Raw genomic sequence first — 15,998 nt, forward strand, 5'->3', positions numbered from 1 at the left:
ATCGGGACGCGCCGACAAACGCGTCGCCCCTCGCCTCACCGCCGTCCCCCACCGCCCCCCGGCGACCGCCCGGGAACGCAAAGACCCCCCGTGCACCCGCCAGAGCCCTCTTACCCTTGCTGCCTTCCGGCCCTGGGGGGGTTCAGAGAGATAACGCCACACGAGGGGCTGACCCCCACACTACCGGATCCGAGCCCCGACGATCCACAGGCAACCCCACCCTCCCGCCTACGGGATCGCTGGTCGCGACCACCCCCGAACATGTACTAAGCTCTCCCACGGAGGATTCGCCTAGAGGCCTAGGGCGCACGCTTGGAAAGCGTGTTGGGGGCAACCCCTCACGAGTTCGAATCTCGTATCCTCCGCCGGCAGAAGGCCCGGACCGTTTCGACGGCCCGGGCCTTCGTCGTTTTCCGCCTCCGGGCGCCGTGTCAGCTGGAGTGGGCGGGCGCTTCCCTCACTTGGTCTTGAACTCGACCGGGCCGGTGCTCATGCGGAAGTTGCCGTTGGAGTACAGCATCGGGCGGGCTTCCTGGTGGTTGCCGCTGTACTTCTCGACGTGGCGGATCTCGATGCCGCCGGGAGCGGTGAAGTCGATGAGGGCGATAGCGACCCAGTAGGACAGGTTGCGGTTGTTGAACAGCGGGACGGTGACAGTGGACCCGCGGCCGTCCGTGACGACAGCCCTGGCTCCGTAGGACTTGAAGGAGCCGGTGCCGTTCTCGACCGCGCTGTAGGCGCAGATCAGGACGTAGCCCTGGAGGTCGGGTCGGCGGATGGTGACGGTTTCGCGCCCGGGTGTGCGGGCGTCACCGTCGAGGGCGATGTACGGGGGTGCGGAGGGGGAGCCGAGTTGCCGGTAGTACACGACCTCCTCGGACCTGTTCGGCCTGGGGCCCTTGGGGGTGACGAGGCTGCGGGGCACGTGGAGGGCGTAGAGGTCGAGGTCGGCACCGGCCCGGCGGCGGTTCGCGCTGCCGCCGTTCCATTCCAGGCTGGCGGTGACGACGGGGGACGGATCGTCCTTGCGCATGCTGATCGTGGCCTGGCCGCCCTTGACGAGGGTGACCTTGCCGAGCGGCACGGGCGGGGGCGAAGCAGGGGCGGGGGCGGGGTCGTCAACGACGATGCCGAAGTCCGCCGCCAAGCCCGCCAGCCCGCTGGCCCAGCCCTGTCCGACCGCCCGGACCTTCCACTCGCCCTGGCGCCGGTACAGCTCGACGAGGACCGCCACGGTCTCCCCGCCGTCCATCGGCGGCGGAACGAACTTGAGCCGCGTGGACCCGCACTCGACGTCGGCGCGCGGGGTGCCCCCGGCGTCGAACCGGGCAGCGGGGTGGCCGACGTCGATGCTCGTCACAACGGCGATGCGCTCCACCGAGGCGGGGACGTGTCGGAGGTCCGCCGTGACGGTGCGCCCGGTCACCGTCACGCCGTCCTGCGACCGGTGGTTGTAGAACACCAGGTCGTGGTCGCCGCGGACCTTGCCGTCGGACCCGAGCAGCACGGCGGAGACGTCGAACGGCACACCCGAAGCCGCGACGGTGACCAGGCAATGGGCGCCGGGCAGGGGGGCGTTCGCGCCTTTGGGCAGCGTGATGGCCATCTGAGCCTCCTGTGGTGATCCGTCCATGGTGGCGGCAGTGGCTCGATCATGCAGGAGAACGACCAACCAGGGATCGGCTCCTTGGTACTCACCGGTCTCCCGCACCGATGGGCGCCGGAGGTCCCCTGGTCCCATTTCTGGTCTCATTCACCCCCGTCCAGCAGGGTTCAGCCGCCGCCCAGCGGTTGGCCCAGCTGCAGTTCAGGACAGGTGTGAACCCCGGCGGACGGCGTTCGGGAGAATTGGAAAGCGTGTTGGGGGCAACCCCTCACGAGTTCGAATCTCGTATCCTCCGCCGGCAGAAGGCCCGGACCGTTTCGACGGTCCGGGCCTTCGTCGTTCTGCGGTGCGGGGACACCACTGGGTGAACTCCGCGCGCCGGGCGGTTCGACTGCTGCATGACTTTGAGTTATGAGGCTTCACTCTTCGCGCACGAGGTTCTGGGGGCGGGTCTGCGCCGCGGCAACGTCCTCATCAGCAACTTCAACAACGCGCAGAACCAGCAGGGCACCGGAACCACCCTGGTCCAGGTTGACCCGGACAGCGCCGTCGGCGTGTTCGCCCGGATCGACCCGGCGAAGCTGCCCGGGCCCCGCCCCGGCGGCACCGAGCGGGCCCCCGCCCGGTGCCGGCGCCCCGTTCGGGCTCGCGGTCGACCTCGACCACGACGCCGTGTACTTCGTCGACGACGCCACCAACTTCCCGGACGTCCTCCACTGACCTGGACCGCCCACGCGGAGGGCCAGGACCGCCTCACACGGTCCGGGCCCTCGCCGGTTCCACGGCTCCGACCGGTCGACCGGTGCCGGAAGCGGCTTCCGCCCTCCCGCGCTACGCCGCGAGGGAGACTAATCGATCCATTAGCCCCGGAATTAGTCCAGGTTAGTACCTGGACACGTGGAGACATGACGTGCAAGTATCTGTCCTGCCGCCAGACAGGCGACACGTCGGAGGGGAAGAAACATGACGCAGGACAACCAGCAGTTCATCTCGGTGCCGGTGCCGGCTCAGTACGTCACGCAGGTGTACGCGTTCCTCGCGGAGCTCTCGGGAGCCGCTGCGGGGCCCGCGGTGGCGGCGCCGGCCGAGGGGGGTCCGCAGGAGGACGGCGAGTGGCCGTTCGTCGAGTGGACCGTGCAGGATCTGCGCCGGCTGACGGCCGATCCGCTGGACTCGGTGCAGGCGGTGACCGGGGTGCTCGACATCCTGGCGAAGCAGCCCGGCGAGCGGGTGAGTTACACGTCCCTGGTCGAGCTGCTCGACGTGGACCGGAAGCGGCTGCGCGGCGTGCTGTCCGCGTTCACCCGGGTCGTGCACAAGCACTACGGCCGGCGGAACTGGCCGATGAGCTGGGTGGAGGCGCTCAGTGACGGCGCCGAGTTCAAGTCGGAGTTCTTCTACACGGTGAGCGAGACCACCGCCAACCGGTGGCGGGCGGTCCGCGCGCAGGGCTGACGGCGCTCAGGACTGACGGCGCGCAGCCGGTTCGAGGCGGACGCCGCGGTCAGGCCGCGGTGTCCAGCCGTCGGCGCTGGTCCTCGTCGAGCACCAGGTCCAGGGCGGCCAGGCTCTCGTCCAGCTGGGCGACGGAGCTGGCGCCCACGACCGGGATCGTCGGCACCGGGTGGCCCAGCAGCCAGGCGAGCACCACCTGGTTGACGGTGGCCCCGGTCTCCTTCGCCACCTCGGCCAGGGCGGCCAACTGGGCCTGCACCACCGGCCACCGGTACTTCTCGGACAGCGGCCGGTCGGGCCGGCAGTACGCGCCGCCGAGCAGTGGGGAGTACGCCAGCAGCAGCAGCTCCGGCCGCCGCGCGACGTACGACAGCAGCTCCTCGTCGGCGTGCTTCTGGATGCCGAAGTCCGCGTCCGGCCGCGGCCGGAGGTAGCTGTGGCGCTGCTGGACGCACCGGTAGCCGGGCCAACTCCACTGCTCGGCGAGCTCGTTGGCGGTGGCCAGGTCCGCGGCGCTGTGGTTGCTGCAGCCGAGCCGGCCGACCTTTCCTTCGGCCACCAGCTCGGCAAAGGCCCCGAGGGTCTCCTCGACCGGGGTGGACGGGTCCGTCACGTGGGCGTAGTAGACGTCCACGCGGTCGGTGCCGAGCCGGCGCAGGCTGCCCTCGGCCGCGTTGCGCAGCGCGGCGGCGGACAGCCCCTCCATGTGCGCGGGGAAGGGGAGTTCGGGCACCGGGCGGGCTCCCGCCTTGGTGGCGAGCACCAGTTCGTCGCGGTTGCGCCGGCGGGCGATCCAGCGGCCGAGCAGTTCCTCGCTCTCGTACCCCGTCCCGCCGGGGGCCCAGAAGGCGTAGTTGTTCGAGGTGTCGACGAAGGTCCCGCCGGCCTCGGTGAACCGGTCGAGGATCGCCGTCGCGGTCTGCTCGTCCACGGTGGTGCCGAAGGTCATGGCGCCGAGGCACAGCGCACTGGCCTTCGGTCCGTCAACTCCGACACTGCGGTACAGCATCAGTCATCCCTCCCAGGGGGTCGTCGGCAACGGTGGTGCGCGCCGGGATCGGGTCACCGGAATCATTACCCCGGTCATGCCCGACTCGGCCAGTGTGCAGACCAGCCGGGAGACCGTCCGATTCGTTCAAGACGGGGCGTCCGGGCGCCGCCTACCGTGACGGGCATGAACAGCACACCAGCACCGCAGTTCGCCGTCGTGGGCCTCGCCGTCTCGGACCTGGCCGCCTCGATCGCCTTCTACCGGCGGCTCGGACTCGCGTTCCCCGACGGGGCCGAGCAGGAGCCGCACGTCGAGGCCGTGCTGCCGGGCGGGCTGCGCCTGGCCCTCGACCCCGACTCCACCATCCGCTCGTTCCACCCGGACTGGCGTCCGCCGGCGGGCGGCGGCCGGACGGCACTGGCGTTCCGGTGCGCCGACCCCGCCCAGGTGGACGCGGTCTACGAGGACCTGGTCGGCGCCGGGTACCACGGCGAGCTGAAGCCGTGGGACGCCTTCTGGGGCCAGCGGTACGCCGTGGTGCACGACCCGGACGGCAACGGCGTCGACCTGTTCGCGCCGCTGCCGGACGCCGCGGACTGAGTCAACGGGGCAGCAGGACGGTCGCCGGCACTCCCGCCAACTCCCGTACGTCACGCGCCAGATGGGCCTGGTCGGCGTAGCCCGTCCGGGCCGCCGTCTCGGCGAGGGGCACGCCGGAGCGGGCCAGCGCGAGGGCGCGCTGCAAGCGGAGGATCCGGGCCAGGGTCTTGGGGCCGTAACCGAAGGCGGTCAGTGAGCGGCGGTGCAGTTGCCGCGCGCCGAGGCCGACCGCCTCGGCGGTCGCCGCGACCGAGCGGCCGGCCGCCAGGGCATCGGCGACCGCCAGGACGAGCGGGTCCACCGGCCGCGCGTCGGCCGCCAGGCGCAGCGCCAACTCCTCCAGGGCCACGACCGGGTCGGGCGCCGCGTCGATGCGTCCGGCACGGCGGCGCACCTCGGCGCCGGGCCGGAGGTCCGCCAGGTCGACCCGCCGGTCGCGCAGTTCGTACGCGGGCACGCCCAGCAGGGCGGGGGCGGCGCCGGGCGGGAGGCGGACGCCCGCCCACGGGCCGCGCAGCCCCGGTCCGAGTTGGAAGGCGCGGGTGTCCGGCCCGGCGACGAGGAGCCGGCCCTCGGTCCAGAGCAGGTCCATGCAGCCGTCGGGCAGGACGAGCCCGGCCGCGCCGCCGCCCGTGCTCCCGACGGCCCGGCGCCTCCACACGACCGCTCCCGGCAGCTTCGACGCCCGCTCCGCGTACTCGGGGGACATGGGGCCCAGGCTACGCACCGCCGCCGGGGGTCGCCGGGGGGCGGCGACACACCGGCGGCACGCCGACGGCCCCGGCCGCACGGGGCGGGCGGGGCCGGGGCGAGCAGGCTCAGCCCACCCGCTGGACGACCTCCGCCTCCGCCGCGTCCTCCACCGGGCCCGCCACCGGAGCGGCCTTCCGGCCGTCCCGCATCAGCACCAGGGTCAGCCCCGCGGCCGCCAGGACGGAGATCCCGCCCGCCGTGAAGGTGACGGAGGCCGCGGTGTTGAACGCGTCGCGGGCGGCGGCGGCCAGTCCGCCGTCCCCGGTGCTCGCGGCGAGGGCGAGCGCGTCGGTGATCGCGTGCTTCCCCGCCGTGGGCGCGTCGGTGGGCATCGCGCCGGTGTAGGTGCTGGACAGGACGGCGCCGAGGATGGCCACGCCCAGCGCGGAACCGGACTGCTGGATGGTGTCGTTGAGCGCGGAGCCGACGCCGGCGTGCTCGCCGGGGATCGCGCCCATCAGCGCGTTGGACGCGGCCGGCATCCCGAGGCCGGAGCCGGCGCCCAGCACCAGCATGGCCAGGGCGACCTTGACGAAGCCGTCGCCGACCGAGAGCGTGGCCAGCAGCCCGAACCCGGCCGCGATGACCAGCATGCCGACCGAGGTCAGCACCCGCGGGGCGACCTTCCTGCCGAGCGCGGCACCGACGGCGTTGAACACCAGCGAGGCGACGGCCAGCGGGATGAACGCCAGGCCGGTGTCGGTGGGCGAGAACTTCAGCACGAACTGCAGGTACTGGGTGAGGACCAGCATCAGGCCACCGGTGGCGAAGGTCAGCAGGACGAGCGAGAAGCTGGCGCCGGTGAACACCCGGTTGCGGAACAGCCCGAGCGGGACCATCGGCGAGTCGGTCCGGACCTGGCGGACGGCGAACCCGGCCAGCGCGAGCACCCCGACGGCGAGCGTGCCGAGCGTGCCGGGGCTGGTGATGCCGTCCCGGGGCAACACGATGATCGACCAGACCAGCGCGGTCATCCCGGCCATCGAGAGCACCATGCCGGGCAGGTCGGGCCGACGCCACGGCCCCTTGGACTCCGGCATCAGCACGACCGCCGCGATGATGGCGACCGCCGCGACCGGCACGTTGAGCAGGAAGACCGCGCCCCACCAGAAGTGCGCGATCAGCGCACCGCCGAGCACCGGCCCGCCGACCAGGCCGATCATGGCCACCGCGCTCCAGGCGGCGATCGCCTTGGGCCGTTCCTCGTCGTCGAAGACGGTGATCAGGATGGAGAGCGTGCTCGGCATGACCAGGGCTCCGCCCACCCCCATCAGCACGCGTCCGGCGATGAGTTGGCCGGGGCTGTCGGCGACGGCCGCGACCAGGGAGGCGGCGCCGAACAGCACCAGCCCGATGATCATCACCTTCCGCCGGCCGAACCGGTCGGAGAGGCTGCCCGAGGTGAGCAGCAGCCCGGCGAAGACCAGGATGTACGAGTCGATGATCCACTGGATGTCCTGGGCCCCGGCCTTGAGGTCCTCCGCGATCGGCGGGATGGACACCGTGAGCACCATGTTGTCGACCACCAGCACCAGGCTGCTGAGACAGAGCACGACCAGGATGAGCCAGCGACGCGGCTGACGGTCCACCGCGGTCCCCCTTCGAAGTGAGCGCGCCGGCCGCAGCCGGACGGAAGTCGTCGCGGGCACGCCGCACCCCGTCCCCACGGGGGCGGCGCGCTCCGCTCCGCACACTGTACGGAGACCGCACACTGTTCGCAAAGCCGAACAGTGTGCGGTGCGGCTTATGCTGAACGGAACAGCCGAGCCGAGCACAGGCGGGCGAAGACCGAGAGGAGGGCCGGATGACGGCCAGGTCGAAGGGCGTGCCCGGGACACCGTGGAGCCGCCCCGAGCGCCCCCGGCGCGAGCAGCCCGCGCTCAGCCGGACCCAGATCGTCGCGGAGGCCCTCGCCATCCTGGACGGCGACGGCATCGAGGCCCTGAGCATGCGCAAGCTCGGCGCCCGCCTCAACGCCGGCGCCACCTCGATGTACACCCACGTCGCCAACAAGGACGAACTGCTCGCCCTGGTCGTCGACGAGGTGTTCGGCAAGATCTGGATCCCCACGGTCACCGACACGGACCCGGCGGACTGGCGCACCACCCTCGCCGAGTGCGCGGCCAGCACGCGTGAGGTCGTCCTGCGCCACCCGTGGATGGTGTCGGTGATCGGCGACCTGGGGCTGGTCTACTTCGGGCCCAACTGGATGCGCCTCTCCGAGGCCCTGCTCACCTTCCTGGATGCGGCCGGCTTCACCCCGACGGAGGCCAACGACGCGATGGGGGCCCTGCTCGGCTACGTCATCGGGACGGCCAGCGTGGAGGCCTCCTGGCTGAGCGCGCTGGCCCGGCAGGGCCGGGACGAGCAGGGCTGGATGGACGAGCTCGTGCCCGCCGTCATCGAGGCCACCCGGGACTTCCCGCGCCTGCACCACCTCTACACCACCGAGGTCGGCTCAGCGACCGACGGCGGCCGCGACAGCGGCTTCACCAACGGCGTCCGACTGATCCTGGCCGGCATCGAGGCCACCCGGCAGGACCGACCCGACGGATGACGCACCGTCACTTTCCGCTCAGCTCCTGGACCTCGGCGTAGCCCGGCACCGGACCGACCTCATCGCCCGCACCGACGGCCGCCGCCGTGGCCACCGCCGCCGCCAGCGCGGAGCGGTACAGCAGCGAGCCGAGGCTGACCCGGGCCACCCCCAGCGCGGCAAGCTCGGCGAAGCCCGGACCGGTCGGCGTCCAGAGGACGTTGAGCGGGGCGGCCAGCCGTTCGACCAGCGCCACGATGGCGGCCGGATCGGCCAGCCCCGGGACGAACACGCCGTCCGCGCCCGCCTGTTGATAGGCCTCCAGGCGGCGGACCGTCTCCGGCCCGGGGTCGTGGCGCCCGGCCCAGCAGGTGTCGGTACGGGCGTTCACGAAGAGCTCCGGCACGGCCGCCTTCACCGCCGCGATCTTCGCCGCGAGGACGGCGGACGGCGCCAGGGTGCCGTCCGCCCGGCCGTCCTCCAGGTTGATGCCGACCACCCCGGCCTGCGCCAACTCGACGGCCAGGCAGGCGACTTCCTCCGGATCATCACTGAACCCGGACTCGGCGTCCACGCTCAGCAGGAACCCGCTACGGCCCAGCCGGCGGGCCAGCCGCACGGTCTCCGCGCGGGTGACGGCCACGCCGTCGGGCAGGCCGGCGGCGGCGGCCACGCCCAGGCTGGTGGTGCCGATCGCGGCGTAGCCCTCGGCGGCGAGGGCCGCTGCCGAGGCGTGGTCCCAGGCGTTCGGCAGCAGCAGCGGCCGGCCGGGGCGGTGGTGCAGGGCGGCGAAGGGGGTCATCGGGTCACCTCCGGGGAGTGGTCGCCGACGGCGCCCGCGCAGAACGCGGACCCGACGACGTGGTGGACGAGTCGGCGCAAGCCCCAGCCGGTGCCCGGCGAGTCGTCCAGGGCTGCGGTCACCTCGCCGCGGCGGGAGAACACCGTGGGATCGCCCATACCGGCCATCCTGGCTCCGGCTCGTTTCGGCCCGCGCCGAACCGTGCCGCCCCCGACCGCCCCGCCCCGCGGCGCCGACGGTTCGGCCCGCGCCAAACTGCGCCGCCCCCGACCGTCCCACCCCGCGCCGCCGACGGTTCGGCCCGCGCCGAACCGTGCCGGGGCGACCATGGAGGCATGTCGCTCGCCGCCTTCGCCGCCCTGCTCGCCGACCCCACCCGCGCCGCGTTCTGCACCGCACTGCTCGACGGCCGCGCCTGGACGGCCGGCGAACTGGCCCGGCACGCGGGCGTCGCGCCGTCCACGGCCAGCGAGCACCTGTCGCGGCTGATCGCCGGCGGGCTGCTGGCCGAGGAGCGGCAGGGGCGGCACCGGTACGTCCGGCTGGCCACCCCGGAGGTCGCCACCCTGATCGAGGACCTCACCGCCTTCGCCGGCCAGGGTGACCGGCCCACCCCGCACGGCCTGCGCGAGGCCACCCGGCAGAGCGCCGAGGCCCGCGCCCGCACCTGCTACGACCACCTGGCCGGCCGCCTCGGCGTGGCCGTCGCGGACGCGCTGCTCGCCCGCGGCCTGCTCACCGACGACGCCGGGCTCGCCGTCACCGGGCGCGGCCGGGCCTGGCTGGCCGCGCAGGCGATCGAGCTGCCCGAGCGGGCGGGCCGCCGGGGCGGGCGGCCGGTGGTGCGCAGCTGCCTGGACTGGACGGAGCGCCGCAGCCATCTCGGCGGGGCGCTGGGCGCGGCGCTCTGCCGGACGGCGCTGGACCGGTCCTGGGTGGAGCGGATCGGCTCCGGCCGGGCCCTGCGGGTCACCCCGGACGGCGACCGCGCACTGCGCGAGCTGCTCGGCGTCGAGCTCTGAGCGATCGGGCCGCCGGGGCGGGCCTCGGCATCAGCCGGACCTCAGGACCGGACGCTCCTCGGCCCCGGACACCCCTCGGCCCCGGGCGACCTCAGCCGTTGACTTCGCCCCGTCCAGCGCGGCAGATCGCGGTGTCCGTCCAGCGGCTCGACGAGTTCCTCCCGCTCCCCCTCAGGCGTCCGCAACCTCGGGCGGCTCGCCCGAGGTCCGGCCGAGGTCGATGATCCCGAAGGCCGCGCCCTGCTGGTCGCCGACAGCGGCGAACCGGCCGAACGGGCTGTCCATCGGCCCGAAGTGCACCGTGCCGCCGCGCGCCCGCAGCCGTTCGAGCGCGGCGTCGGTGTCGTCGACCGCGAAGTACACGCTCACGTACGAGGGCGCCTCGGGCGGCAGGAAGTCGCCCTCCGCCCCCATCCGGCCCAGCACGGGGCGGCCGTCGACCTGGAACATCCGGTAGTCGAAGTCCCCGGCGTCCATCCGCTTCACGCCGAACGGGAAGACCGCGGGGAAGAACGCGTCCGCCTTCGCGGGCTCGCGGGTCACCACCTCGGCCCAGCTGTACGCGCCGGGCTCGCCCTGCTTCTCGAAGCCCTGGTGGCGGTCGCCCTGCCAGACGCCGAACACGACCCCGCCCGGGTCCCTGGCGATCACCATGGTGCCGAAGTCGCCGATCTGCATCGGCCCCATGACCACCTCGCCGCCGTTGGCGCGGATCCGCCCGGCGGTGGCGGCGGCGTCCGGCGAGGCGAGGTACAGGCACCAGGCGGACTGCGCCTGCGCGCCGGGCATCGACGGCACGATCGCGGCGACCGCCTTGCCGTCCGAGTACGCCTGCGTGTAGTTGCCGTACTCCGACGAGCTCTCGCCGAAGGTCCAGCCCAGGACGTCACCGTAGAACGCCTTCGCGCCCTCCGGATCGGTGAACATCGCGTCGACCCAACAGGGCGTGCCCTCAGGTGGCGCTGCCATCTCCTCCGCCCTCTCGCCTGGCGACGTGCGCCCGCGATCCGGAGCGCACCCGGCCCCCGTCCGGCCACCCTAGCCAGTACCGGGCGCACCCGCGCGGGATCGGCCCGCACGGGTGCGCCGTGGGCTGGTCCGCCCGCCGGTCAGCCCAGGGCCGCCACCCCGGCGGCCGGGGCCGCACCGGCTCGCGGCACGCGCAGCGAGGCCGTGCCCAGGCCGGTCGGGCCGACCGGGAAGGCGGCGGGCCCGGGCAGTTCCTTCACCGCCGCCCCCGCTTTGAGCTCCCGCTCCGCGCCGAAGTGCCGCAGCAGGTCCTCCTCGCGGTACCGGCGGCAGTCTCGGTGCCAGACCAGGATGCCCGCGAGCCAGTTCTCCAGCTCCTCCACGTACCCGTCCAGCAGCTCCCTCGCCTCCGGCTCCAGCGCGAAGTCGTCGTACAGGACGGGGAGTTCCTTCCCCGCGACGTGCTGGAACTGGTCCAGCCGGGAGTGCATCAGGTCGTCGACGATCCGGACCGCCGACGGGTAGTCGCAGTTGAAGAAGTTCTGCACCACCAGGACGGCGTTGTGCACCTCGCCCTCGTACTCGATCTCCTTCTGGTACGAGAACAGGTCGTTCATCATGCACGCGTAGTCCGCGGCCGAGTTCTCCAGCGAGCGCATCGAGCCGTGCTCGTACACCGCGGGCGGCACGACCTGGCCGTGGGCGAGCCGGCACAGGCTCATGGTGAGGTCGGAGCCGAAGGTGGCGCGGCGCATCTCCAGGTAGTCCACCGGGTCCGGGATCCGGTTCTGCACCTGGTTGTTGAGCTCCCAGATCCAGCTCGCGGTCATGTCCTCGACGGTCTGGCGGAACTTCCGCCGGGCGTCGGCCGTCATCGGGCCGGCGGTGCGCTCCCAGATGTCGGCGAGGCCGCGTTCCAGGGCGTTGGCGGGCTCGGGCGCGGGGCTGCCGTCCACCGGCATGAACAGCGGGAGCCGCTCGGTGGCGAGCTTGGCGCCGGCCAGGTCGCGGGTGCGGCCGAAGACCACCGGGTAGTAGTCGTCGGCCCAGGTGCCCCAGGCCAACCAGGCGGAGGAGACGTCGAGTTGGTCGGCGGTGGCGTCCGGGTGGATGCCGGCCGCGCAGAGCGGGAGGTCGTAGTCCCGCATGGACTCGGCGTCCCAGATGCCGGATCCGGGGATGCCGGGCTGCTCTTCCAGCAGGCCCATCCGCGCGGCCCACTCGATCACCCGGTCCCGCGCGCCGTCCAGGTGCGGGCTCAGCGTGGCCTCGAACGGCAGCTTGAACTCCGGCAGTTGGGACGGCCCGACGGCCTGGTACGGCACGTGGCCGTGCGACCGGGCCCGCCGAACGGCCGGTCCGACGCCGCCCGGGCCGCCCGAACCGGCCGGACCGGCCGCAGGTCCACCGCCGCCCATCGCCCCGCTGCGCAGGATGTCCAGCGCCGAGGTGCCCACCCCGCCGATCGCGAACGGGTCCCACCAGTTGCCGGTGCCGGGCAGCGCGCCGCCCGTCCCCGCCGCGACGCCGCCGCCCGAACCGGCCGCCGCACCACCGCCGTTCATGTACCGGCTGGAGCGCATGTGCCACTCGTGGCCGCCGGACTGCCAGTCCTGGAGGCCCTTGACGTACGCCAGCACCCGGGCGCGGCCCTCGGGAGCGAGCCCGGTCTCGGCGAACAGCACGGGCAGTTCGGTGAACACGGTGTTCTCGAACTGCTGGAGCCGCGAGGTGAGCAGGTCGTTGACCGCCTCGGCGGCTTCCTGGGTGGAGCACTCCAGGAACTTCTCCAGCACCAGGATGCCGTTGCTCAGCTCGCCCTCGTCCTCCACCTCCCGCTGGTAGGAGAAGATGTCGTTGCGCAGGTGCACGCCGTCCGAGAAGGCGTCCATCAGCACCCGCAGCGCGCGCGAGCCGGAGACCTCCTTCGGGACCTCGGCGCCGGCCGCGTACTCGACCAGTTGGGCGGACCAGGGCGCACCGCCCACCTTGCGGCGCATCTCGATGTACTCGACCGGGTTGGAGACCCGGCCGGCGTTGATGTTGGCGAGCTCCCAGAGCGACTCGTTGAGCAGGTTGCGGGTGCTCTCGGCGAAGCGGATCCGCCAGTCCTCGCCCATCACCGGCACGGTGCGCCGCCACAGGTCGGCCAGGCCCGCCTCGACCGGGTTCTCCGGCTCCGGCATCGGGGTGGCCGGGTCGGCCGGCATGAACAGCGGCAGCCGGTCGAGGTGCGCCTTGCCGGCCTCGCGGTCGTTGGTGCGCTTGAACATGTCGAGGAAGTGGTCGTCGAAGAAGAAGACCCACACGTACCAGTCGGTGACCAGCGAGAGCGCCTCGGCGGAGGCGTCGGGGTGGGTGTAGGCGCAGAGCAGACCGTAGTCGTGGGCGTCCAGGTCGGCCTGGTCCCAGATGCCGGAGCCCTCCAGCATGCCCATCTCCCGTGCCCAGACGGAGGAATGGGCCCGGGCCTCGTCCAGGTGGGGGTTGAGGCGTGCCGGGTGCGGCACGTAGAAGGACGGCAGTTCGAACGGCTGGGTCACGGCGGGCGAGCCTTTCTGGACGCGTCGATTGCACCAAGAATGACCCGCCGGCAGGTCGCCGCACCGGCGCAACAGAAACAGTCATACAAGATGACCTACCTCCCTCCAGCCCGCCCGCGCCGCCCGCCTCCTCGCCACCCGAAGCGGGCAAAAAGTATTCCGTCGGCTCTCCCGACCGCCGGAGCTGGTATCCCAGGCGGTCGCTCCGCCAACGAACAAGCCAGCTGCGCCAAGGCCCTGGAACTCCAAGACTTCCCCTGCTACGGGCGTGTTGACCGCCCCCGCCCCCGCCCCGTCCACCAGACTGGGCGCCGACCCGACGTCAACTCCGAGGAGGGCAAGCCCATGAACGTCACCGTCCGGCTCGCACAGCAGCCCGAGGCCGACGAACTGCTCGGACGGAGTGCGCTGGCCGCGCTCGTCGGCATGTTGCTCGACCAACAGGTGCCGATGGAATGGGCGTTCACCGGTCCGCTGACCATCGCCCAGCGGCTCGGACGGAACGACCTGGACGCCCGGGAGATCGCCGTGTACAACCCGGAGGAGTTCGTCGCCCTGCTGTCCGCGAAGCCCGCCGTGCACCGCTACCCGGCCGCGATGGCCAAACGGGTCCAGCAGCTCTGCCAGTTCCTGGTGGCGCAGTACGACGCCGACGCCGCCGCACTCTGGAAGGACACCCGCACCGGCAAGGAGCTGCTCAGCCGCCTCAACGCCCTGCCCGGTTTCGGCAAACAGAAGTCGCAGATCTTCCTGGCCCTGCTCGGCAAGCAGTACGGCGTGCGGCCGGAGGGCTGGCGCGAGGCGGCCGGCGTGTACGGCGAGGAGGGCGCGCACCGCTCGGTCGCCGACATCACCGGGCCCGAATCCCTCGACCTGGTCCGGGAGTTCAAGCAGGAGATGAAGCGCGCCGCGAAGGAGGCCAAGTCCGCGGCGAAGACCACGCCCCGGACGACGGCGGTGAGCACGGCCGGGGCGCGCTGAAAGCCGATCGCCCGGCCGGCCGGGAGCCATTGCCGAGCCGCCGAGGAGTCCACCGCCGTACGGTCCATGGCCCTCCCAGGATGCGCCGAGGGCCCCGGTCGCACCGCGCGACCGGGGCCCTCACCAGTGCCCGTCAGGCCAGGACGGGCTCCCGCTCGTCCGTCGGATCCGCCGCACCCGCCGTCGCCTGCGCATCCCCCGCACCCACCGCATCCGCGTCGGCCGGCGCGACCGCCTTGCGCCGCGGCAGCGCGAACATCAGCAGGAACACCACCAGCAGCGCCCCCGCGACCCACCACATCGCGTGGACGAACGCCCCGCCGAACGCGGTGCCCATCGCCTCCGGCGCGACCACGTCGTCCATCGCCCCGAAGAAGGCCACCGACACCAGCGCGAGCCCCAGCGCGTTCCCCATCTGCTGGACGGTGTTGATCAGCCCCGACGCCGAACCGGCGTGCGCGCGCGGCACCTCCGCCAGGATCGCGTCGGTGATCGGCGCGACGATCAGGCCCATCCCCAGGCCCATCACCACCAGTGGCAGCGCCATCTGCCAGGGCGCGATCGCCGTCCCGTACCGGTCCGCCTCCCAGATGTACGTCAGCACACCCGCCGCCATCACCAGCGCGCCGGTCTGGAGCACCCGGCGCCCGAACCGGGGCACCAGCTTCTGCACGGACAGCCCGGCCGCGGCCGAGACGGCGAGCGAGAACGGGATGCCGGTGGAACCGGCCTTGAGCGGGCTCCAGCCGAGGCCCAGCTGCATGTACAGCGTCCAGACCAGGAAGAAGATCCCGCAGACCACCCCGAAGGCCAGTTGCACGCCGATACCGGCCGCGAAGCTCTTCACCCGGAACAGCGACAGCTCGACCAGCGGCGAGCCGTCCCGCCGCGTCTTGGCCTTCTCGTACGCCACGAACAGCGCGAACACCACCAGGCTGCCGGCCATCGACAGGTAGCCCCAGAGCGGCCAGCCGGCCTCCCGCCCGTGCGTCAGCGGGTAGATCAGCATCAGCAGGCCGACGCTCGCCAGCGCCACCCCGACCAGGTCCAGCTTGAGCGCCCGCTCGGCCTTCGACTCGTCGATGAAGCGGCGCCCGAGCAGCAGCCCGGCGATGCCGACCGGCAGGTTGATCAGGAAGATCGGGCGCCAGGCCAGGCCGAACAGGTCCCACTCGGTGAGCAGCGCGCCGATCAGCGGCCCGGAGACGGCGCCCAGCCCGACCACCGCTCCGAACATGCCGAACACCTTGCCGCGCTCCTCCGCCGGGAAGGTCGCGTGGATGATCGACAGCACCTGCGGCACCATCATGGCCGCCGTGCCGCCCTGGAGCACCCGCATCCCGACCAGCATCTCGGGGCCGGAGGCCAGGCCGCACAGCGCGGACGCCACGGTGAACCCGCCGATGCCGATCAGGAACAGCCGCTTGCGGCCGTAGATGTCGCCCAGCCGGCCGCCGGTGATCAGCCCGATCGCGAAGGCCAGCGCGTAACCGCCGGTGACCCACTGGATGGCGCTGAAGGAGGCGCCGGTGTCCTCCTGGATGCTGGGGATGGCGATGTTGACGATGGTGACGTCCACCAGGTCCATGAAGGAGGCGACCATCACGATCGCCAGCGCGATCCACCTCCGTCGGTCCGCGTCCGCGGTCTTCATTCGGTACTCCTCATTCGTCCTGCTCGTCCTGCTCGTCCTGCTCGTCCTGCTCGTCCTGCTCGTCCTGCTCGCGCTGCTCGTCGGCA

General features: G+C 72.7%; 15 protein-coding genes, 1 tRNA gene and 1 other RNA gene. 7 read left to right on the forward strand and 10 right to left on the reverse strand.

Features of this window, described 5'->3' with window-relative positions; genetic code table 11:
* Positions 1-76: 76 nt before the first annotated feature.
* An RNA gene (gene ffs / locus AC07BF_RS07695) (signal recognition particle sRNA small type) lies at positions 77-173 on the reverse strand.
* A gap of 107 nt (positions 174-280) precedes the next feature.
* Between ffs and AC07BF_RS07700 the strand changes: the two genes are divergently transcribed.
* Positions 281-365, forward strand: a tRNA-Ser gene (locus tag AC07BF_RS07700).
* Positions 366-457: 92 nt separating this feature from the next.
* On the opposite strand, the gene AC07BF_RS07705 is transcribed toward AC07BF_RS07700, so the two are convergent.
* Positions 458-1,606: a TerD family protein gene (locus AC07BF_RS07705; RefSeq protein ID WP_363579741.1), complete on the reverse strand. Its 1,149-nt coding sequence runs from the start codon at positions 1,604-1,606 to the stop codon at positions 458-460.
* A 531-nt stretch (positions 1,607-2,137) separates the two neighbouring features.
* On the opposite strand from AC07BF_RS07705, the gene AC07BF_RS07710 reads away from it, so the two are divergent.
* Positions 2,138-2,326 (forward strand): hypothetical protein, encoded by a 189-nt coding sequence (locus AC07BF_RS07710; RefSeq protein WP_478333079.1) that lies wholly within the window; start codon positions 2,138-2,140, stop codon positions 2,324-2,326.
* Between the two features lie 243 nt (positions 2,327-2,569).
* A complete protein-coding gene (locus AC07BF_RS07715) occupies positions 2,570-3,061 on the forward strand; it encodes a hypothetical protein (RefSeq protein WP_363579742.1) in 492 nt (163 codons plus the stop codon).
* 49 nt (positions 3,062-3,110) lie between these two features.
* Here the strand turns inward: AC07BF_RS07715 and AC07BF_RS07720 are convergent, their stop codons facing one another.
* A complete protein-coding gene (locus tag AC07BF_RS07720; protein WP_478317299.1) occupies positions 3,111-4,070 on the reverse strand; it encodes an aldo/keto reductase in 960 nt (319 codons plus the stop codon).
* Between the two features lie 165 nt (positions 4,071-4,235).
* On the opposite strand from AC07BF_RS07720, the gene AC07BF_RS07725 reads away from it, so the two are divergent.
* Entirely contained in the window at positions 4,236-4,652 is a 417-nt protein-coding gene (locus AC07BF_RS07725) for a VOC family protein (RefSeq protein WP_363579744.1), read from the forward strand.
* A gap of 1 nt (position 4,653) precedes the next feature.
* On the opposite strand, the gene AC07BF_RS07730 is transcribed toward AC07BF_RS07725, so the two are convergent.
* Positions 4,654-5,361 (reverse strand): helix-turn-helix domain-containing protein, encoded by a 708-nt coding sequence (locus AC07BF_RS07730; protein ID WP_363579745.1) that lies wholly within the window; start codon positions 5,359-5,361, stop codon positions 4,654-4,656.
* A 109-nt stretch (positions 5,362-5,470) separates the two neighbouring features.
* The gene (locus AC07BF_RS07735) at positions 5,471-6,994 is read right to left on the reverse strand and encodes an MFS transporter (RefSeq protein WP_400989045.1); all 1,524 of its coding nucleotides are present in this window, start codon (positions 6,992-6,994) and stop codon (positions 5,471-5,473) included.
* Positions 6,995-7,209: 215 nt separating this feature from the next.
* Here AC07BF_RS07735 and AC07BF_RS07740 point away from each other — a divergent pair, with 215 nt between their 5' ends.
* Positions 7,210-7,962: a TetR/AcrR family transcriptional regulator gene (locus AC07BF_RS07740; RefSeq protein ID WP_478317298.1), complete on the forward strand. Its 753-nt coding sequence runs from the start codon at positions 7,210-7,212 to the stop codon at positions 7,960-7,962.
* Positions 7,963-7,969: 7 nt separating this feature from the next.
* Here AC07BF_RS07740 and AC07BF_RS07745 read toward each other — a convergent pair whose 3' ends face one another.
* Together AC07BF_RS07745 and AC07BF_RS07750 are read right to left on the reverse strand one after the other, a co-directional pair.
* Positions 7,970-8,743 (reverse strand): isocitrate lyase/PEP mutase family protein, encoded by a 774-nt coding sequence (locus AC07BF_RS07745; protein WP_478317297.1) that lies wholly within the window; start codon positions 8,741-8,743, stop codon positions 7,970-7,972.
* On the reverse strand, positions 8,740-8,901 hold the full coding sequence (locus AC07BF_RS07750; protein WP_400843079.1) for a hypothetical protein: 162 nt from the start codon (positions 8,899-8,901) through the stop codon (positions 8,740-8,742). Before AC07BF_RS07750 ends, AC07BF_RS07745 begins: the two co-directional genes overlap by 4 nt.
* 177 nt (positions 8,902-9,078) lie before the next feature.
* On the opposite strand from AC07BF_RS07750, the gene AC07BF_RS07755 reads away from it, so the two are divergent.
* On the forward strand, positions 9,079-9,765 hold the full coding sequence (locus AC07BF_RS07755; protein WP_363627836.1) for an ArsR/SmtB family transcription factor: 687 nt from the start codon (positions 9,079-9,081) through the stop codon (positions 9,763-9,765).
* A gap of 171 nt (positions 9,766-9,936) precedes the next feature.
* On the opposite strand, the gene AC07BF_RS07760 is transcribed toward AC07BF_RS07755, so the two are convergent.
* Together AC07BF_RS07760 and AC07BF_RS07765 are read right to left on the reverse strand one after the other, a co-directional pair.
* The gene (locus tag AC07BF_RS07760; RefSeq protein ID WP_478333080.1) at positions 9,937-10,734 is read right to left on the reverse strand and encodes a VOC family protein; all 798 of its coding nucleotides are present in this window, start codon (positions 10,732-10,734) and stop codon (positions 9,937-9,939) included.
* Positions 10,735-10,874: 140 nt separating this feature from the next.
* Positions 10,875-13,277, reverse strand: coding sequence for a terpene synthase family protein (locus tag AC07BF_RS07765; protein ID WP_400843086.1), 2,403 nt, complete (start codon positions 13,275-13,277; stop codon positions 10,875-10,877).
* 345 nt (positions 13,278-13,622) lie between these two features.
* Here AC07BF_RS07765 and AC07BF_RS07770 point away from each other — a divergent pair, with 345 nt between their 5' ends.
* Entirely contained in the window at positions 13,623-14,258 is a 636-nt protein-coding gene (locus AC07BF_RS07770) for an HhH-GPD-type base excision DNA repair protein (RefSeq protein WP_350876398.1), read from the forward strand.
* Between the two features lie 133 nt (positions 14,259-14,391).
* Here AC07BF_RS07770 and AC07BF_RS07775 read toward each other — a convergent pair whose 3' ends face one another.
* The gene (locus AC07BF_RS07775; protein WP_400989053.1) at positions 14,392-15,912 is read right to left on the reverse strand and encodes an MFS transporter; all 1,521 of its coding nucleotides are present in this window, start codon (positions 15,910-15,912) and stop codon (positions 14,392-14,394) included.
* Positions 15,913-15,998 lie beyond the last annotated feature (86 nt).

Source organism: Kitasatospora sp. NPDC043950 (assembly GCF_056435345.1).

What these genes read in the sequence shown, in the direction of transcription:
- AC07BF_RS07745 (WP_478317297.1), bottom strand. Translation starts at nt 8,743, where the DNA reads ATGACCCCCTTCGCCGCCCTGCACCACCGCCCCGGCCGGCCGCTGCTG.
- AC07BF_RS07775 (WP_400989053.1), bottom strand. Translation starts at nt 15,912, where the DNA reads ATGAAGACCGCGGACGCGGACCGACGGAGGTGGATCGCGCTGGCGATC.
- AC07BF_RS07720 (WP_478317299.1), bottom strand. Translation starts at nt 4,070, where the DNA reads ATGCTGTACCGCAGTGTCGGAGTTGACGGACCGAAGGCCAGTGCGCTG.
- AC07BF_RS07730 (WP_363579745.1), bottom strand. Translation starts at nt 5,361, where the DNA reads ATGTCCCCCGAGTACGCGGAGCGGGCGTCGAAGCTGCCGGGAGCGGTC.
- AC07BF_RS07755 (WP_363627836.1), top strand. Translation starts at nt 9,079, where the DNA reads ATGTCGCTCGCCGCCTTCGCCGCCCTGCTCGCCGACCCCACCCGCGCC.
- AC07BF_RS07760 (WP_478333080.1), bottom strand. Translation starts at nt 10,734, where the DNA reads ATGGCAGCGCCACCTGAGGGCACGCCCTGTTGGGTCGACGCGATGTTC.
- AC07BF_RS07725 (WP_363579744.1), top strand. Translation starts at nt 4,236, where the DNA reads ATGAACAGCACACCAGCACCGCAGTTCGCCGTCGTGGGCCTCGCCGTC.
- AC07BF_RS07770 (WP_350876398.1), top strand. Translation starts at nt 13,623, where the DNA reads ATGAACGTCACCGTCCGGCTCGCACAGCAGCCCGAGGCCGACGAACTG.
- AC07BF_RS07715 (WP_363579742.1), top strand. Translation starts at nt 2,570, where the DNA reads ATGACGCAGGACAACCAGCAGTTCATCTCGGTGCCGGTGCCGGCTCAG.
- AC07BF_RS07740 (WP_478317298.1), top strand. Translation starts at nt 7,210, where the DNA reads ATGACGGCCAGGTCGAAGGGCGTGCCCGGGACACCGTGGAGCCGCCCC.
- AC07BF_RS07705 (WP_363579741.1), bottom strand. Translation starts at nt 1,606, where the DNA reads ATGGCCATCACGCTGCCCAAAGGCGCGAACGCCCCCCTGCCCGGCGCC.
- AC07BF_RS07750 (WP_400843079.1), bottom strand. Translation starts at nt 8,901, where the DNA reads ATGGGCGATCCCACGGTGTTCTCCCGCCGCGGCGAGGTGACCGCAGCC.